The following is a 19,537-nucleotide window of genomic DNA, read 5'->3' as shown; positions in this document are numbered from 1 at the left end:
GGCGGCGCAACGGCGGCGGCAAGTTCATCGCACGCGGCGAGCTGATAATGGTGCTGCAGGTCCTCATTCCGATGACCATTTTCGTCATTCTTTCGATCTACATCGGCATTTACATCTCAACGTTCCTGTTCATCGGCTTCTTTATGACCTGGCACGGCCGCTATCCGATCTATAAGACAATTCCGCTGGCGCTCCTGGTGCCGGTCGTCTTGTTCATTATTTTCGAAATCTGGTTTCTGGTACCGCTGCCGAAGGGGCCATTCGAGGCTTGGCTCGGCTACTAACGGGGGGTTAGTTGGGGCGTGTTACCAAAAACATGCAAACGACAAGAATCAAAATGGCGGGTGGGTGAGCAATCAATCCGCTCGGTTATGTAAGGAGAGGCCATAGTTGGACGCTTTCTTTTTGTTGCTGCACGGCTTCGACGTGCTGTTGACGCCCGCCAATCTGGGCTACATGGTCGTAGGCATTCTGTTCGGCGTCCTGCTTGGCTTCCTGCCCGGGGTCGGCGGCGCTAACGGTATCGCTATCCTGCTGCCGCTGACATTCTCGATGTCCAACACCACGGCTATTATTATGTTGGCGGCGATCTACTGGGGCGCGCTGTTTGGCGGCTGTATCAGCGCCATCCTGTTCAACATCCCCGGCGAACCATGGTCGGTGGCCACCACTTTCGACGGTTATCCGCTCGCCCAGCAGGGCCGCGCCGGCGAGGCACTGACGGCCTCGCTTAGTTCGTCATTCATCGGCGCGCTGATCGCCACTATTGTGCTCACCTTCCTGGCGCCAATTGTCGCCAATTTCGCGCTCGATTTTGGTCCACCCGAATACTTCTCGGTCTATTTGCTGACGTTCTGCAGTTTCGTGGGCCTGGGTCGGCAATCGCCGTCTAAGGTCATCTCGAGCATGATGCTCGGCTTCGCCTTTGCCAGCGTCGGCACCGATGAAATCACTGGGGGTATACGTCTGACTTTCGGTACCGAGACGCTGCTGACCGGTTTTCACTTCCTGATCGCGGTCATCGGCCTGTTCGGCATCGGCGAGATCCTGGTGACGATCGAGAAGGGATTACATTTCGAGGGCCGCAGCGCCAAGATCAGCCCGTTCGTCGTGTGGCAGACCTGGAAAAAGCTGCCGAAATACTGGATCACCATCATCCGCGGCACGGCAGTTGGTATCTGGCTCGGTGTCACGCCGGGCGGCGCGACACCGGCGTCGTTCATGAGCTATGGCTTGGCCAAGCGCTTTTCGCCTGACGGCGACAAATTCGGCACCGGGGTCCTGGAAGGCGTGGTGGCACCCGAGACCGCGGCACATTCTGCCGGCACTAGCGCGCTGCTGCCGATGCTTACGCTCGGCATTCCCGGATCGCCGACCGCTGCGGTGCTGCTCGGCGGCCTGCTGATCTGGGGCCTGCAGCCGGGGCCGCTGCTGTTCGTCGAGCATAAGGACTTCGTCTGGGGCTTGATCGCCTCGATATATCTCGGCAACCTAGTGGGTTTGGCGATCGTGTTATCGACGGTTCCGCTGTGGGCGTCGATCATGCGCGTGCCGTTCTCGATCATCGCGCCTATCATCATCGTGGTCTGCGCCATCGGCTCGTATACGCTGTCGAACGCGCAGGCCGACCTTATCTTCATGGTGATGTTCGGCATTATCGGCTACTTGTTCAAGAAGCTGGACTATCCGCTGGCGCCCATGGTACTGGCGATCGTACTGGGCGGCCATGCCGAGAGATCGTTCCGCCAAGCGATGATCGGGTCGCAAGGTGACCTTTCGATCTTCTGGTCGAACGGGCTGGTCGGGACCATCACTGCGCTCAGCATGCTCATGCTGTTCTGGCCTCTCATTTCGATGATGTGGCGCAAAATACAAGCTGCGGCGAGATCCGGCGCATTTTCGTAGCGTGGGATCAACTGATAGTCTAAGGAAGCCGATTTCCACGGCACCGGGCGGTGGATAACTTCCCCTTTCTTCGTTCCAAGTGTTTACCGCTTTTTCTTGAACGCTCGGGTTTTCCGGAGGAAAAGCAGTTGCGCTCTCAGTGCGTTTTTTGTCTTCGCTGCGGGCGCAAAGCTCAATATAACTCACGACTCGGCTTGATTGCAGATTTTCTGTTTTAGTGTTTGATTCTATTAAGCTTTATCGTTATCCGATTTATTCCACGGTGTCGATAACTGTTTCAAAAATTGGTAAATCTATTCCTCTTTGCCTGCTCGTCCTCGGGCCTGATGATAAAAAAACGTATACTTTACAAATGAATATCATAAAATGTGCAAAATAAAATTTAGAAGTTCACTTACAAAAAATAAGACTATAGTCCAGGGATGAAAAAAAGCGCATTCTGGAAAGCCGATTGGTTCCTCGTGCTGATCGTTGCCATCGTGTTATTTTTGATGGGCGGCGGCGATTTGATTCAAAGCCTGGAGCGCAAGGCTTATGATCTCGGGGTCCAGGCAACGTCACGCATTCCGAGCTCAAAGGTCGCGGTAATCGCTATCGATGACCGCAGCATAGAAAATATCGGACGCTGGCCGTGGTCGCGCGAGGTACACGCCAAGATGATAGACCTGCTTGCGGGTGCCAAGGCCAAAGTCATCGGCTACACCGTTTTTTTTTCTGAGCCCCAAGTTGATCCTGGGCTCAATTACATCAACAAGCTCACGCAGCTATACGCAAATTCGGGTCTAAAGAATCTCGAGGATCCGACAGCGCGACAGGCGGTTTCCCAGATTGGGGATGTACTCAAGGAAGCAGAACAGAATCTCAACACCGATCGCAAGCTTGAAGAAAGCATACAACAGGCGAACAATGTGCTGCTTGCCATGCTGTTTCAGATTGGCGAGCCGATGGGCAAACCCGACCATCCGCTGCCCGAGTTTATTGCCAACAATCAGCTTTCGAATATCGAGGGAAACGTCGCCGAAGCATCTGATGACCTGCTTCCTTTGCCTACTACGAATATACTGATCGCCCCTCTCGCCGAGTTCGGCGAGAATGCCGTAGGCATAGGGCATCTAAATGCAAGTCCCGATGTTGACGGCGGTATCCGCACTGAACCGTTAGTGCTGAGTTATTACGACAAGTATTTTCCGTCCCTGTCCTTGATGCTGGCAGCGAAAAGCCTTAACCTCCAGCCGAGCGACATCGAGGTACGCTTGGGAGAGGGGGTCAAACTTGGCAACCTGAAAATTGCTACCGACCCAAATTTGCAGATGTACATCTACTTTTACAAAGATCGGGACAACCGACCCGCATTTCCGGTGGATTCGTTTTATGATGTTTATGCCGGCAAGATTCCGGCTGACAAGTACCGCGACAAAATCGTGCTGATCGGTGCTACCGCTGCCGGCGTCGGAGCTATGCAAGTAACTCCAATCTCGCCGGCCATGGCGCCAGTGCTGACCCTTGCGCACTCGGTATCGAGCATTCTCCAGGAAGACTTTTTTGTCGTGCCGCGTTGGGGCCCCTGGGCGGAGCGGACTGCATACCTGTTGATCGCGCTTTACCTCGTTTTGCTGCTCCCGAGACTGAAGGCCGGAACCGCGGCATTCGTCACCTTTTCTTTGCTAGCCGCCCTGCTCGGCACGCAGTTCGGGCTTATGGTAGGCAAGACGATCTGGGTAAAGCTTATGCTGCCGGCGACTTTGCTTTTGGTTGGCCATTTAGTGCTCACGACCAAGCGCTTCCTACTGACTGAAAGGGGCAAGGAGAGGTCCGAAGCCGAGTCTGCGGAGTCGAACCGCATGCTAGGGCTCGCATTTCAGGGCCAGGGCCAACTCGACATTGCTTTCGACAAATTCCGCAAACTTCGGCTCGACGACGGCGTCATGGACCTTTTATATAACCTGGGGCTCGATTTCGAGCGCAAACGCCAATTCAACAAGGCGGAATCGGTATATCGACACATGAGCGAATACAAACCGAGTTACAAAGATCTGGAACACAAACTTGCGCGTGCTAAGCAGATGTCGGAAACGGTGATTTTTGGTGGCGCAGGCGCCAGCCATCCCGGCGGTGCGCTGATTGTTGAAGGCGGACGGGTGGAAAAACCGATGCTGGGCCGGTATCAGGTGGAAAAAGAGTTGGGCAAGGGGGCGATGGGTGTCGTATATTTGGGCAAGGATCCGAAAATCAGCCGGGTTGTCGCGATCAAGACCTTAGCATTGTCGCAGGAGTTCGGCGCCGACGAATTGCAAGAGGTAAAAGCACGTTTTTTCCGCGAGGCGGAAACAGCGGGACGCCTCAACCATCCGAATATTGTCACCATATTCGATGCCGGGGAGGAACACGACCTGGCGTATATCGCAATGGAGTTCTTGCAAGGCACGGACCTGGTGTCTCACACCAAGGCGGATAACCTGCTGCCGCTTTCCAAGGTGTTGAGCATCGTAGCCCGGGTAGCCGATGCTTTATCTTATGCGCACGCGCATAACGTTGTTCACCGCGACGTTAAGCCGGCGAATATGATGTATGAGCCTGAAACCGACACGTTAAAGGTGACCGACTTCGGCATCGCCCGCATAACCGATTCCAGCAAGACAAAAACCGGCATGGTTCTCGGGACCCCCTCTTACATGTCGCCGGAGCAATTGGCAGGGAAAAAAATAGATGGCCGCTCTGATTTGTTCTCGTTAGGGGTGAGTCTATATCAGTTGACCTGCGGACGATTACCATTCGAGGGGGATTCCATGGCGCAGCTCATGTTTAAGATTGCCAACGAGCCGCCTGCCGATATCCGTGGCATTAATCCCGATTTGCCTGAATGTCTGATCGCCATCATCAACAAGGCACTTGCAAAGCAAGTGGAAGAACGCTATCAAACGGGTGCGGAAATGGCGCAAGCGCTTAAGCAGTGCATGGCAAATCAGGAAATCGTGAATGTCGGCGTTTGAAAGGGCGTTCGTGGACCTGAGCAAGGCTCTGGAAATTGCTACCGCGACCGACCCGGGGATGGTGCGGTCGCACAATGAGGACAGTCTCGCGGTGGACGCCACAAGCGGATATGTTATCCTCGCCGACGGCATGGGCGGGTATAATGCCGGTGAAGTGGCAAGCGGCATCGCCACTGCCATGCTCGGCACCAGCTTGAAGCAAATTCTGGAAAGTGCCGAACCCGGCAGTATCGAGCCAGAGAGCGGCGAGACGCTGGCAGTAAAAATATTGAGAGAGCAGATTGCGGGGGCCAACGCGTCGATATATCAGGCGGCGAAGAGTCAGCCGCAATATGCCGGAATGGGGACTACCCTCGTGATCGGATTGTTTTATGATAAACATCTAAGCGTGGCGCATCTCGGCGATTCGCGTCTGTACCGTTTGCGCCGGGATGAATTTAAACAGATTACCCGGGATCACTCGCTGTTGCAGGAACAAATTGACTCCGGCATGATTACCGAGGAAATGGCAAAGTTCTCGCTGAACAAAAATCTAGTGACGCGCGCCTTGGGAATTGACCCCGAAGTCGAGCCCGAGATTCATACGTACGAAGTGGAAGTGGGCGATCTGTACCTGGTTTGCTCTGACGGATTGAGTGATATGGTGGAAGACGACGAAATTCAACTTACGCTTTCAAGCCTGCAAGCCAATTTGCCGCTTGCATCCAGCCAATTGGTGCAAATGGCCAACGATAATGGCGGGCGCGACAACGTATCGGTAATTTTGGTGCGTGTATTACGCCATCTTCCCGCTGGTGCGGACTGGATAAGCCGGATATCATCATGGTTCAGGTTAGCTACGGTGTGAGAATATTATGGCTAAGTTAATTCTGAGCATGGACAACTTGGTTTTGAGGGAGATTACCCTCAGCAAGGAGCGGACTACTATTGGCCGCAAACCTAGCAATGATATCCAGATTGACAATCTAGCAGTGAGCGGCGAGCACGCAGTCATCGTCACCATACTCAATGATTCGTTCCTGGAAGACCTGGGCAGCACGAACGGTACCCTAGTGAACGGCAACATGGTGAAAAAGCATTTCCTGCAAAACAATGACATCATTGAGCTTGGCAAGTATAAGCTCAAATTCATTAGTGAACAGCCAAGCCAGGTGGCTGGGGGCAATTATGAAAAAACTGTGGTGATACACCCCAAACCCGGCCTAAAGACAGCCGAAGGGTTGCCGCAAAATTTGCAGCCTGCGGAGCAGTTGCAACCGCAACCGCAACCGCAGTCGCAGTCGCAAACGCAAACACAACCGCAACTGCCACCGCAACCGCAATTACAGCCACAACCACCTGACACCATTCCTAACGCTGCATTTGCCGTGAAACATGCTGCTGAGACGAAGCCGGTTGAGCGCAGACAGACGGCGAATCAGCTGGAGCCATCGGTTGAGGCGAAATCGGCAACCGAAAGCAAGGCCCCGACCGAAGTGAAACTGGCTGCCGGCACAAGATTGGCAGCCGAGGCAAAACCAGCTACCGAGGTGAAACCGGCGGCCGGCACAAGTTTGGCAAACGAGCTAAGACCAGCAACCGAGATGAAACCGCTCGTCGAAGCAAGACCGGCCGCGGAAATGAAATCAGCCACCGAGATGAGACCGGCGACTGAGGCGAAACAGGTAACTGAGTCGAGACCGGGCGCTGAACTGAGAATCAAGCCATCTGAGCTGAAACCCGCTGTAGATGTAAAACCGGTGCCGGAAGCCAAACCGGCAGAAGCTAAGCCCGTCGAAGCCAAACTCAAGCCGTCTGCGCCTAAACCGGCTGTGGCGACAGCAGAGCGAAAACCTTCAACGCCAGCAGATGTTAAATCGGCTCGCCTTGGAGCGATCCAGATACTAACGGGTCCCAGCGCCGGCAAGGAACTGGATTTGACCAAAAGTCTGACCACCTTGGGCAAACCGGGCGTGCAGGTCGCAGTAATCACGCGCCGGCCGCAAGGCTACTTCATTACCCATGTAGAAGGTGCGACGTTTCCACTGCTTAACGGAAAAGCTCTCGATGCCCAAGCACACCCCTTGAACGATCACGACATCATCGAGCTCGGGGGAATCAAAATGGAGTTCTTTCTAAAATAGCCTGAGCCGTTACAGGTCAAACAAAAGGGGGCAGATGAGTGCAACGCAGCGGAATGCCGCCGCGTTAAGTAACGACGCAGCATTTGGAACCCGCTCACGGCGGACAGTGGGCATTTGGGCGTCAAGGGCTCAGCCGTACCGCCTTCCATTTGATTGCTGTTTCTTTGATTCTTTCACCTCGCGTCACTCAGGCCTTCCTTTTCTTGGCCGCTAACAAGGGTGGGTCGCTTGTTGGACTTTAAAAAAAATCCGGTTCGCATTGTCTTAGGCTTGGTAATCACGCTGGTTTTCATAGGTCATGCGGCAAAGATTTACCAGTTCACATTCTTGGAGCAGCTCGATTCAATCATTTACGACGCCCGCCTGCGGTTCACCATGCCCGGTACCGTTGACAACCGCATCGTCATCGTGGACATCGATGAAAAGAGCTTGGCAGAAGAAGGACGCTGGCCGTGGAGCCGCAACCGCCTCGCACTCCTTGTGGACAAGCTGTTTGACCGTTATAGCGCTGCGATTGCAGGTTTTGACATGGTGTTCGCGGACAAAGACGAAAGCTCCGGACTGTTGGTTTTGGAGGACTTGTCGCAAAAGCAGTTTAAGGACGATCCTCAGTTTCAGGCCGCGCTCGCACGGGTGCGGCCGCAACTCGAATACGACCAGATATTTGCCGCAAGCCTGAAAAAGCACCCAGTACTGTTAGGCTACTACTTTACGAATGAAGAAGTCGCGGGCAAGTACGTAGCAGTCAACACGCTCCCGTCCCCTGTGCTACCCGCAGGATCCTTTCCAGGCAAAGGGGTTCAATTTGTCACATGGGATGGCTATGGGGCAAACCTCAGCGAGCTGCAACAAGCCGCAAGTGGTGCTGGCCATATCAACCCGATTTACGATGCAGCTGACGGGGTCAACAGACGTGTACCGATGCTTGCCAAGTACAAAGACGCCTATTATGAACCGCTATCACTTGCTATGGTACGTGCTTTGCTGGGGTTTCCCAAGGTCGAACCGGGTTATGCAACTGATCCGCTTCTACGAATGGGTCTTGGGGCAAAAGACTTTTCCAGGCTTGAATTCTTGAAGGTGGGGCCGCTCCGAATTCCGGTGGATGAGAATGTTGCGGCTCTGGTGCCATACCGCGGAAGGCAGGGCAGTTTCAAGTATGTATCGGCTACGGACGTGCTAAATGACAGGCTGGATCCCGCCGAACTCAAGGATAAGATAGTGCTGATCGGCACCACTGCGCCCGGGCTCAAGGATTTGCGATCGACACCGGTCGGTAGAGCCTTTCCCGGAGTTGAAATCCATGCCAACTTGATCGCTGGAATGCTGGATGGAAATATCAAGGAAAAACCACCTTATGTGCGCGGCGCCGAAGTGGTTTTGCTGGTTTTCGCAGGGATAGGGTTGACGTTGTTGATGCCTTTACTCAGTCCAATAAGATGGGGACTTTTCACTCTGATTGTTCTGCTGTTTGTGCTCACCACCAACATCGTGGCCTGGCATTACGGCAACCTCGTGTTGCCGATGGCAAGCGTGTTGTTGCTGATTCTTGGGCTGTTCGCGCTCAACATGTCCTACGGCTATTTTAAGGAATCACGGATCAAGCGGCAGTTCGCGGATCTGTTCGGACAATATGTTCCACCGGAACTGGTGGATAAAATGAGCGAGGATCCGAAGCGTTACAGCATGGAGGGCAAAAGCCAGGAGTTGTCCGTGCTATTTTCGGACGTGCGCGACTTCACCTCGATTTCCGAGGGTCTTGAGCCTAAAGAACTAGCTGCGTTCGTCAATGAGTATCTAACCACGATGACGCATATTATCCGTGCACACCGCGGCACGCTGGACAAATATATCGGCGACGCCATTATGGCGTTTTGGGGTGCGCCGGTAAACGACCCGGATCACCCTCGCAATGCAGTGATCAGCGCCCTGGAAATGCAAGCTACCGCGCGGCAGTTGCGCGAGCAGTTCAAGGCCCGCGGTTGGCCGGAAATCAGGCTCGGCGTGGGCATCAACACCGGCGTCATGGTAGTGGGCGACATGGGTTCAGCGGTACGCAAAGCCTACACCGTTATGGGCGATTCCGTGAACCTGGCTTCGAGGCTGGAGGGGCTCTGCAAGGAATATGGTGCAGACATTATCGTGAGTGAAATGACCAAGGACGTGGTCTCCGGCATTGTGTACCGTGAACTCGATCAAGTGAGAGTAAAGGGCAAGGACGAACCGGTACTCATTTACGAGCCGCTAGGGTATGAGGGACAAGTGGACGAGGTGGTGCTGGATGAACTGACGCTGTTTCAGAGGGTGTTGAAACTTTATCGCGCGCAGAACTGGGACCTGGCGGAACTGCAACTGATTAATCTGCGGAAAATGGCACCCACTGCCCACCTGTATCAGCTGTTTCTGGAGCGCATCAAGAAACTTCGCACGAATCCGCCCAAGCCAGGGTGGACAGGCGTTTGGGTGTATGAAACCAAATGAGCTTTCTAGTGTATCAATCATGTGGTTCAGCATTTGCGCTAGAGCCAAATCAGTGGGAATGAATCTTGCGTGCAGCTGCAGCAATCGCACGACTCATGAAAGGCAAGATATTGGTATGCGCATTCACAATCGGCAGCCACTTGCGTTACGCCTCAATGCTCCAGGATAATGATATCCTGATTGATGTAGACACTGATGCGGGCGGACTCGGTTTCCAGGAGCTCACCTGGATCAATCAAGTCTGCGTTAGTCGATGGCGTCTTCACATTGTCGGCGGCAACACTTTATTGATGGAAATGGCTGGATGGACGCACAGCAGTGCGATATCCGTGCACGCCAAACTGACGGCGCAAGAGATCTCGAATTACTGCCAGAAAATGCTGCGACACAACCGGATATTTGTGTTTTAATCCGGTATATTTCACCTTGTAGAAATGAGGTTTTGGCCATGAGTACGGTGTTTCAGGCACAACCGGCAACTAAGGATGTCCTTACCGAGAAGCTGAATTTCACAAAAAAGTTACAGGCGGTCACCAACAAGATTCATGCTGCCTACAACATTGATGAAATCATGCTCGAGGTAAGCCAGGACATCTGCTCTCTGTTCAATGCAGACCGTCTCACCATCTATACCGTGGCCGATGATAAGACTTCAATAATTTCCAAGGTTAAAACCGGACTCAATTCATTCAAGGACCTGAAACTGCCCATCAACGAACAAAGCATTGCCGGTTTCGTGGCGATGAGCAAAAAGCTGGTCAATATCAGGGATGTTTACGACGACAATGAATTAAGGGCGCTGAGTCCACAATTGAGTTTCCTCAAAGAGGTCGATAAGCGCACAGGGTATCGCACCAAACAGATGCTGGTGGCGCCGGTGATTGACGCAAGCAGCAATGAGACAATCGGCGTGGTGCAGATCATCAATAACAGGGGAGGAACACCATTTGCGCCGGTGATGGAAGAAGGCGTGACTTTTATTTGCGAAACCCTTGCCATAGCCCTCAAGCAGCGCCAGCAACCGCAACATATGGTGCGGACGAAATATGATTACCTGGTTGCGGACGCGGTGATTTCGGCGGAAGAATTTGAACTTGCAACGCGGTCGGCGCGCCGGAAAAACCTCGACATCGAAGACATTTTAATTGACGAATTCCAGGTTAAGCTCCCTTCGTTAGGGCAATCGTTGTCGAAATTCTATCAAGTGCCCTACGAACCCTTTCGCGCCGACCGAATTAAGCCTGCGGACTTACTGAAAAATCTGAAACGCGACTTCGTGCAAAGTAGCTTGTGGGTCCCGATAGAGGAAAACAAGGATGGGTTGATAATTCTTACCACTGATCCCGAACGCATCAAGGGATCACGCGTCGCGAATAACGTGTTCCCGAAGCATAAGTTAATTTACCGGGTATGTACCAACCGCGAGTTTATAAGCACTTTGGATTTGTTGTTCGGAGCTGGCGGAATGGATGCCTCTTCGGTGGGCGAACTGCTGTCGGGCCTGGACGAGGAGCTCGAGGGGGAAGGCGCGGGGGCGGATGATGTTTCTGCAGCCGCAGACAACGAGCTGGTAAAGCTGGTCAACAAGATCATCGTGGACGCCTACCATCAAGGCGCTTCGGACATTCACATTGAACCTTATCCCGGAAAAGCCAAGACAGAAATCCGTTTCCGCAAAGACGGCACGCTGGTGCCGTACATTGAAATTCCAGCGAGTTACCGTAGCGCTTTAGTGACGCGGTTAAAAATCATGTGCGATCTTGACATCTCGGAAAAAAGAAAACCGCAGGACGGCAAGATCAAATTCAAGAAATTCGGTCCGCTGGATATTGAATTGCGGGTCGCGACGATACCGTCACAGGGCGGCGTGGAAGACATAGTGATGCGGATTCTCGGTGCGGGCGAGCCGATCCCATTGGAAAAACTGGGCCTGAGCGCCCATAATCTGGAGACACTGAAACAGGTGATCTCCAAGCCTTACGGATTATTTTTTGTGTGCGGCCCCACCGGTTCGGGTAAAACCACCACCTTGCACTCGGTGCTGGGCTACATCAACACCCCGGAAACCAAGATCTGGACGGCGGAAGATCCGGTGGAAATCACCCAGAGAGGTTTGCGTCAGGTGCAAATGAATGTCAAGGCCGGGCTTACGTTTGCGGTCGCTATGCGCTCTTTCTTACGCTGCGACCCGGATGTGATCATGGTAGGTGAGATGCGTGACAAGGAAACCGTTTCCATCGGCATTGAGGCCTCGCTTACCGGCCACTTGGTGTTTGCCACGTTGCACACCAACAGTGCGCCGGAGTCCATCATCCGCTTGCTGGATATGGGGATGGACCCGTTCAACTTTTCCGACGCGTTGTTGGGCGTGCTCGCGCAACGCCTGGCTAAGCGCTTATGTAGCAAATGCAAGCAAGCTTATGTCCCCAATCAGGACGAAATAAAAGCGCTGCTCGCAGAATACTGTGAGGAGCTCAAGAATACCGCTCAATGGAAGAAGGACGCGAAGGGCGCCTACGAGCAGGTATACAAAGATTGGGTGAAATCCTTTGGCAATGAGAAAGGGCAGTTCACCCTTTATCAACCGGTGGGGTGCGAAGTTTGCAACAACACCGGCTACAAGGGTCGTGTCGGCCTGCACGAAATGCTGGTTGGGACCGATGCCATAAAGAAAGATATTCAGGAGCACGCGCATGTTGCACAAATGTTTGCTACAGCGCTGGACGATGGGATGCGCACCCTGAAGCAGGACGGGATAGAAAAGGTTTTGCAAGGCATTACTAATATTCATCAAGTCCGCGCAGTTTGCATTAAATAACGAACATGCGACAAGCACAGGAATCGCATAGGATACAGGTGCTCACTTCTGGTGATTTGCTGCAGCGGCTGGAAGATCTAAACCGCGTCGGTGCGTCGTTGTCCAAGGAAAAGGACATCAATCGTCTGCTGGAAAACATACTGATTGCTGCGAAGAATATCGTCAACGCCGATGGCGGCACGCTGTACCGAATGGTGGACGATCGCAACCTGAAATTCGAAATTATCCGCACTGATTCCCTTAATATCGCCATGGGGGGCACCACCGGCGAAGCAATTCCGTTTAACCCGATCGCGCTGTACGACGAAACTGGCAAACCCAACAATTCCATGGTGGTGGCCTATGCGGTGTTGCATGATCAAACGATCAACATCGCCGACGCCTATACCGAGCGTGGCTTCGATTTTACCGGCACCAAGAATTTCGATAAGAAAACCGGGTATCGCTCGAAGTCATTTCTAACGATCCCGATGAAGAATCATGAGAAAGAGATCATCGGGGTATTGCAGCTCATTAACGCCAAAGACCGCGAGAGCGGAGAAATCATCGCGTTTTCAGCGACCGATGAACAGTTGGGCGAATCGCTGGCGTCTCAGGCCGCGATCGCGCTTACCAACCGGTTGTTGATCAGCCAGCTCGAAGATCTGTTTGAATCGTTTATTCGCCTAATCAATACCGCGATCGACGAAAAGTCGCCCTATACCGGGGGGCACTGCGCGCGGGTTCCGGTGCTGACCATGATGATTGCGGAAGCGGTGAACAACACTAAAATCGGTCCCCTCAAGGACTTTCACATGAATGAAAAAGACCGCTACGAACTCGAAATCGCTGGCCTCTTGCATGACTGTGGAAAAGTGACAACGCCGGTCCATGTCGTGGACAAAGCCACCAAGCTGGAGACCATCTACGACCGCATTAACCTAATAGACACTCGGTTCGAAGTTCTAAAACGTGATGCCGAAGTCAGTATGCTGAAGTCAAAGCAGCGGCTGGGAAAAGATCGTCGTGGCATCGCCAAACTTGAGGCCAAATATCGCAGCCGCATCAAACAGCTGAATCAAGATCGCGAGTTCTTGCGCAAAACCAACATCGGCGGCGAATTTGTGAATGAGGAGGTGCTGCAACGGGTAAGAGAGATTGCCAGCTATCGCTGGGTTGGCATCGACGGCAAGCGGAAGAAATTTCTTACCGATGACGAATCAGAAAACCTGAGCATCGCCAGAGGCACGCTGAACGAAAAAGAGCGTGAAATTATCAACAACCACGTCGTGGTCACCATCAAAATGCTGGAAGCGCTGCCATGGCCGAAGCATCTGCGCAAGGTGCCGGAATTCGCTGGTGGGCATCATGAGCGCGTGGATGGCAAGGGTTATCCGCGCGGGTTAAAGCGCGAAGACATGTCAGTGCAAGCGCGCATCATAGGCATTGCCGACATCTTCGAGGCACTCACCGCCAAGGATCGGCCGTACAAAATAGGAAAAACACTTACCGAATCTCTTAATATCCTAGGCAGGCTCAAAATCGATGGGCATATTGATCCTGATTTGTTTGATGTATTCGTCCGGGACAAAGTTTATCTCGCGTACGCCAAGCAGTTCCTCGATCCAGAGCAAATCGACGATGTGGACGAGTCGAAAATCCCTGGATACTCCAAACGACCGGATTCGGGTCGGCCCAATTCCGAAAGCTGACAAAATACGGCAGTTTATGCCTGATCTCGCTGCCGAATGCAAAGAAGTCCGTTGATTTTAAACGGTATTTTGTACAGATAGGTTGGCATGTGACTTGCTCCAGTCATAGCTGCAATACGCTGTCTTTACTTTATTCGCAATTTTTTTGGGGAGCTATTTTCATGAAACATTTACAAATGGGGTTTACGTTAATCGAGTTGATGATCGTGGTAGCGATCATTGGCATATTGGCTGCGGTCGCGATTCCGGCTTATCAGGACTATACGGCACGCGCCCAAGTGTCTGAAGCGGTCGAACTGATGTCCGGCGGCAAAACGCCGTACGCCGAGTGGTTTTCCGACAAGGGTGTATGGCCGACGTCAACTTCTTCGGTCATGGGCAATACCATCGGCAAATATGTTCAGGGTGTGCAACAGCTTACGGCCCAAGGTTCGACGGGCGTGCTGCAAATCATGGCGACTATGAGAACCACTGCTAGCAAACTGGTCGCTGGCGGAACCCTGATGTTAGAAACCGGCGATGGTGGTAAAACCTGGACGTGCAGCAACACGGGGGCTAATTCGACGATTCTATCGAAATACCGTCCTTCAGCTTGCCGTTAATAGTAACTGGTCTTAAAAACCCGCCCTGCTTTTGGGCGGGTTTTTTATTTTCACTTACCGTAGAATAGCGGCTTTTTACGGGTCATTTGGTCAACGATATTGAAAATCTCCGGCATTTTAGCGGCAGCAGATAATTCAGGCGCTGCGCAAAAGCACGAAATACTAGCGGCCGCGATTTTCCTGTTGATTCTCGGCTGCGTTTTTTTGATTTATTTCCCCGGCTTGAATGGCGGATTTCTGCTCGATGATTACCCGAATTTGCGGGGACTAACTGAGATCGGGGAACCGGCTAGCTGGAAGCAAATTGCGGAATATGTGTTGGGCGGGTTTTCCGGAGCGTTGGGACGCCCGGTTGCGCTGCTCAGCTTTGCTCTGCAACACGCCGACTGGCCCGGTGATGCGCGCGCGTTCAAGTACGTCAATCTGTCGCTACACGTGATGAACGGCTGCCTGCTTTGCTGGTTTCTTCTGAGACTCGGCAAAATTGTAGGCTGGCCGCGCAGCCGCACACTGGCGATCGCTCTCACCACTACGGGTGCCTGGCTGCTGCATCCGATGCAGGTATCGACCGTTCTGTATGTCGTGCAACGCATGACCGAGTTGAGTACGTTATTTACTCTGGCCGGGCTGCTCGCTTATTTCCATGGCAGAGAGCGGTTATTGCGAGGCGAGGACGGCTTGGGCTACCTGTGGCTTTCGGCAGGAGTGGTGTTAGGAGGCGCGTTCGCCACATTGAGCAAGGAAAGCGGAATTCTGCTGGTGATTTACATATGGGTTCTGGAAGCGACCCTGTTGTCCTCACTTTCCAAGCCCAAGCATTGGCGACCGTGGGCCGCGGTATTTTTGTTTATGCCACTACTCTCGCTCGCAGCCTACCTTCTGCTAAATCACGAGAAAATTCTCGCCGGTTACACGCTTCGCGATTTTACTCTCGGCGAGCGTTTGCTGACTGAACCACGCGTCCTGGTTGACTACATTGCAAAAATTTTCCTGCCGCATCCGCGCGCATTCGGTTTGCTGTTTGACGATTATCCTGTTTCGAGGAGCCTGCTTAAGCCCCTGTCCACGCTGCCGGCGTTGCTGGTCGTGGTCGGGTTGATCGGCGCGGCGATCAAATACCGAAAACGCCAGCCCGCTTTCAGTTTCGGCGTGTTGTGGTTCTTCGCCGGCCATCTGCTCGAGTCCACTTTTATCCCGCTTGAGCTTTATTACGAGCATCGAAACTATTTGTCCATGTTGGGCCCTGTGTTTGCCGCGACATTCTACGCCACTGGGCTGCACGGAAATTTGCGGCGTCTGGTACCCTTTTTAGGGGTGATCATGCTGGGGTTAATTGTTACTATTACCTGGAATGAAAGCTTGCTTTGGGCCAACCCTTATCGGCAAGCAATTACATGGGCGGCCGAAAGACCGCTTTCCAGCCGGGCGCAGGAGTACCTGGCAGGAGTGTGGATAGTTGAGAAAAAAGACGATGAAGCGTTGAAGGTTTTCAAGCGTATGATCGAATTGCATCCACGCGATGCAAGCGGGTACATGCACTGGATGCGGCTGACGTGCACTGATAGGGATTTACCAATGCCGAACATGCGCACCGTTGTTGACACGCTGAAAATCAGCGCCTATTCCACTGTGCCAGTAGGCAGAATGGAAGAAATAGTTATGCTTCGCGAAAAGAACCAGTGCCAGCGGCTAAACTACCAGGAATTGCAGCAATGTATGGACGCGCTGCTTGCAAATCCCCGCTACTACTTGGCGCGCAAAAATCTATATGCCTTGCAGGCAAGACTGTACGCAACTGCGGGCCTGCTCAATCCGGCCATGGAAACCATGGACAAAGCCTACGCGATTGAGCCAACGGCCGACTTTGCATTGCTGCAAATGAAATGGCTCGCCAGCGCCGGGTTGTACGATGACGCTTTGCGCTATGTGCAGAAAGCGCGGGAAGCGAACGAACGCAACCCATTGACGCGGTGGCTGTACCGAAGTGGAATTGATGAATGGGAACAGCAGGTACGCAAGCTACAAAAAGCCGCCCGGTCAGCGACTACCGCCCGGGTAAAGCATTAGCGATCGTGGCTTTCGCTAGAAAACAAGGGGCAGATATGGCAGAAAAAACCCGTTTCAGTATCGTTCTTCCGGCAAAAAATGAGGCGGCATCATTGCAACAGCTGCTACCGAAGTTGCACGAATTATTTTCGGACGAGGAAATAATCGTCATTGACGACGGGTCTACCGATCAAACGGTGGCGGTGTGCCAGAACAATGGTGTGCGCTTGATTTCCCAGCCCTATAGCATGGGCAATGGGGCTGCGGTAAAGTCAGGGGCTAGGGCAGCGAGGGGCGAGGTTTTGATTTTCATGGATGCCGATGGCCAGCATCAGCCGCGAGATATTCCACGCTTGTTGCAAAAGCTCGGAGAGGGATATGAAATGGTGGTGGCCGCCCGCACCTACGACTCGCACGCCGGTGCGCACCGCGCTTTTGCCAATTCGTTTTATAACAGGTTGGCGAGCTGGATGGTGGGGCAGAAGATCGAAGATCTGACTTGCGGATTCAGAGTGGTTAGTGCAGACAAATTCCGCAGATTCCTTTACCTTCTGCCGAACGGATTTTCTTATCCCACGACGGTCACCATGAGTTTTTTCCGAGCCGGGTTCCCGGTAGCGTATGTGCCCATCGTGGCGCAGAAGCGCGTCGGCAAAAGCCATATCCGTTTGCTGCGCGATGGCGCGCGATTTCTGCTCATTATCTTTAAAATCGGCACGCTTTATTCGCCGCTGCGCCTGTTTTTCCCGGTAAGCCTGATGTTTTTTATGATTGGATTGGGTTACTACCTGTACACGTTCCTCACCATCCACCGCTTTACCAACATGAGCGGGCTGCTTTTCATCACCTCGGTTTTGATTTTTCTCATCGGGCTGGTTTCGGAACAGGTAACGATGCTGCATTATAAAGATAGTGAACCCAAATAACGTGATCGAAGTTTTGCCGCGACCCGGCGGATACTGCTGACCGCGAATTAAAAGTGGCAGAACGGCCCACCATTCTCAGCTTCAATCTGAACAGGACAGTAGGGCCGGCTTTTGCGGCCAACGTGATTTTTTGCGTGGTATTGCTGTTGACCTTCGTTATTTATCTTCCAGGCCTATCCGGGCCGCTGGTGCTGGATGACTATCCTCAGCTAGACCCGATACTTGATAGCGTTGGCGCCGCTGCATGGCAGAACGCCGCAGTAAGCAAAAGCGGCGTCCTGGGACGCCCGGTGGCCATGTTGAGTTTCCTTGTCAACGCGGCCGTGAGCGGAACAAATTTTTGGTGGTGGAAATTCACCAATCTCGCCATCCATTTGCTTTGTGGAGCGATAGTGTTTGCGCTAAGTGCGCGCATATTTGCCTTGCGGGCTAGAGGCTGGCGTGGAGAACCGCACTACTGGGCGCTCGTCGTTGCCGCACTGTGGCTGCTTCATCCGCTGCAAGTAAGCACGGTTCTGTACACAGTGCAAAGGATGACACAGTTGTCCGCGCTGTTTAGCTTGACCGGACTATTGGCCTATTTCGTGGGTCGGGAGAGGCAGTTGACCGGTCAGCCGCATGGACGGATCTGGATTATTTTGTCATTTGTCGTATGTTTCCCCCTCGCCGCGTTCAGCAAGGAAACCGGACTGCTGTTTCCAGTTTACGCGCTTTTGCTGGAGGCTTTGTTTTTTGGCTTCAAAGGCGAACGTACGGTCCAGCGATTTCTCGCTGCGTGTTTTGTAGTGGGATTGTTCGTGCCGGCTGCGGTGGGTAGCGCTTTCGTAATTAGTCATTTTGACCAATTGGTGCGACACGGCTACGAGGTACGCAATTTTACACTTTATGAAAGGGTGATCACCCAGTTTCGCGTGCTCGTTTATTATCTTTACGAGATGTTGCTTCCGCACCAGGGCAATCTTGGGTTTCTGCATGACGATTTTGCGATTTCCACAGCGCTGTGGTCTCCGCCAACTACAGCATTCTCCCTGTTCGCGCTGCTGGCATTGCTATACCTTGGTTGGCTACTTCGCGCCGTTAGCAGCATTGCGGCATTCGGAATTTTCTTTTTTTTCGCGGCGCACCTACTGGAATCGAGTTTTTTTCCTCTGGAATTGATGTTCGAGCACCGGAATTATCTCGCGATATACGGCATTATTCTGACCGCATGTTCGCTGGCCGGACTGTTCGCCGCGCGCTTTGTACTTGCAACGTTGGCTGTGGCGGCGATCGGCGCAACCTGTGCGGTAACTGTCGGATATGTGAATATGTGGAGTAGCCACCAGAAAATGTTTGCCCAGATTGCATTGGTTCATCCCGATTCGCCACGGCTGCGAATTACTTTGGCCAGCGATTACACGGAAGGCGCAAAGTTCAATGCGGCGAGAGCGGCGCTCGCCGGCCTTGTGGGCCCGGGTTTTGAGTTGCAGCGCGCTTATATTTCCTGCCGTGAAAGCGGTCAGCTTTCTCCAGCACAACTCAAAAAGATTACGTTTCAAACTGACAGCAAGATCACAACTTACGAAGTGCAGGGCTTGATCGAACTGGCCAATCTGGGCTTGGACGACAAATGCGCTTTCTCCGGCGATGAGTATCTTCGGATCCTCGATCAAGCTTTAGTCGCCCACGTCATCAACAACAGAAGCGTCCAATCGCTGTGGATGTACAAAGCGCATTATTTGCATAAGGCAGGAAATTCCCAAGCCGCGTTAGCCGCGCTGGACGCAGCATTTCAGGCTTACGACTCGAATGCTGCGCCCTTATTCCTCGCGACCGAGTGGCTAATCCAGGCCCAAGATAAGGCAAGAGCAGAAAGGTATTTCGCGCACGCGCAGGCAGTGGCCAAGAGAAACCATCAGGATTTTTCAGCCGTCATTGATAGGATTCGGACCAATATTCGCAGCCTTTGACAAGAC

The 19,537-nt window shown here is 53.0% G+C and carries 13 protein-coding genes; all 13 read left to right on the top strand.

The features are described 5' to 3' along the window. A partial coding sequence (locus VLV32_02655) for a tripartite tricarboxylate transporter TctB family protein (protein ID HUL40798.1) occupies nucleotides 1-284 on the top strand: 284 nt, incomplete at its 5' end. A gap of 106 nt (nucleotides 285-390) precedes the next feature. Beyond that, nucleotides 391-1,905, top strand: coding sequence for a tripartite tricarboxylate transporter permease (locus VLV32_02650; GenBank protein ID HUL40797.1), 1,515 nt, complete (start codon nucleotides 391-393; stop codon nucleotides 1,903-1,905). Between the two features lie 422 nt (nucleotides 1,906-2,327). Beyond that, nucleotides 2,328-4,895: a serine/threonine-protein kinase gene (locus VLV32_02645; GenBank protein HUL40796.1), complete on the top strand. Its 2,568-nt coding sequence runs from the start codon at nucleotides 2,328-2,330 to the stop codon at nucleotides 4,893-4,895. Continuing rightward, nucleotides 4,882-5,742 carry a Stp1/IreP family PP2C-type Ser/Thr phosphatase gene (locus tag VLV32_02640; protein ID HUL40795.1) on the top strand — a complete coding sequence of 287 codons (861 nt, stop codon included), beginning with the start codon at nucleotides 4,882-4,884 and terminating at the stop codon, nucleotides 5,740-5,742. Before VLV32_02645 ends, VLV32_02640 begins: the two co-directional genes overlap by 14 nt. A gap of 7 nt (nucleotides 5,743-5,749) precedes the next feature. Further along, a complete protein-coding gene (locus VLV32_02635; protein ID HUL40794.1) occupies nucleotides 5,750-7,018 on the top strand; it encodes an FHA domain-containing protein in 1,269 nt (422 codons plus the stop codon). A 219-nt stretch (nucleotides 7,019-7,237) separates the two neighbouring features. Beyond that, the gene (locus VLV32_02630) at nucleotides 7,238-9,499 is read left to right on the top strand and encodes an adenylate/guanylate cyclase domain-containing protein (GenBank protein ID HUL40793.1); all 2,262 of its coding nucleotides are present in this window, start codon (nucleotides 7,238-7,240) and stop codon (nucleotides 9,497-9,499) included. A 95-nt stretch (nucleotides 9,500-9,594) separates the two neighbouring features. Next, on the top strand, nucleotides 9,595-9,909 hold the full coding sequence (locus VLV32_02625) for a hypothetical protein (protein HUL40792.1): 315 nt from the start codon (nucleotides 9,595-9,597) through the stop codon (nucleotides 9,907-9,909). Nucleotides 9,910-9,947: 38 nt separating this feature from the next. Further along, entirely contained in the window at nucleotides 9,948-12,317 is a 2,370-nt protein-coding gene (locus tag VLV32_02620; protein HUL40791.1) for a GspE/PulE family protein, read from the top strand. Between the two features lie 5 nt (nucleotides 12,318-12,322). Then, entirely contained in the window at nucleotides 12,323-14,008 is a 1,686-nt protein-coding gene (locus tag VLV32_02615; GenBank protein ID HUL40790.1) for an HD domain-containing phosphohydrolase, read from the top strand. Nucleotides 14,009-14,169: 161 nt separating this feature from the next. Continuing rightward, nucleotides 14,170-14,610 carry a pilin gene (locus tag VLV32_02610; protein HUL40789.1) on the top strand — a complete coding sequence of 147 codons (441 nt, stop codon included), beginning with the start codon at nucleotides 14,170-14,172 and terminating at the stop codon, nucleotides 14,608-14,610. A 99-nt stretch (nucleotides 14,611-14,709) separates the two neighbouring features. After that, a complete protein-coding gene (locus VLV32_02605; GenBank protein HUL40788.1) occupies nucleotides 14,710-16,677 on the top strand; it encodes a hypothetical protein in 1,968 nt (655 codons plus the stop codon). Nucleotides 16,678-16,712: 35 nt separating this feature from the next. Further along, entirely contained in the window at nucleotides 16,713-17,582 is an 870-nt protein-coding gene (locus VLV32_02600) for a glycosyltransferase family 2 protein (protein ID HUL40787.1), read from the top strand. A gap of 53 nt (nucleotides 17,583-17,635) precedes the next feature. After that, nucleotides 17,636-19,531, top strand: a complete 1,896-nt coding sequence (locus VLV32_02595; GenBank protein HUL40786.1) for a hypothetical protein — start codon at nucleotides 17,636-17,638, stop codon at nucleotides 19,529-19,531. Nucleotides 19,532-19,537 lie beyond the last annotated feature (6 nt).

This window comes from Burkholderiales bacterium, from assembly GCA_035518095.1.
Taxonomy (GTDB): Bacteria; Pseudomonadota; Gammaproteobacteria; order Burkholderiales; family JAHFRG01; genus JAHFRG01.
This window is presented reverse-complemented; position numbering and strand designations above follow the sequence as displayed.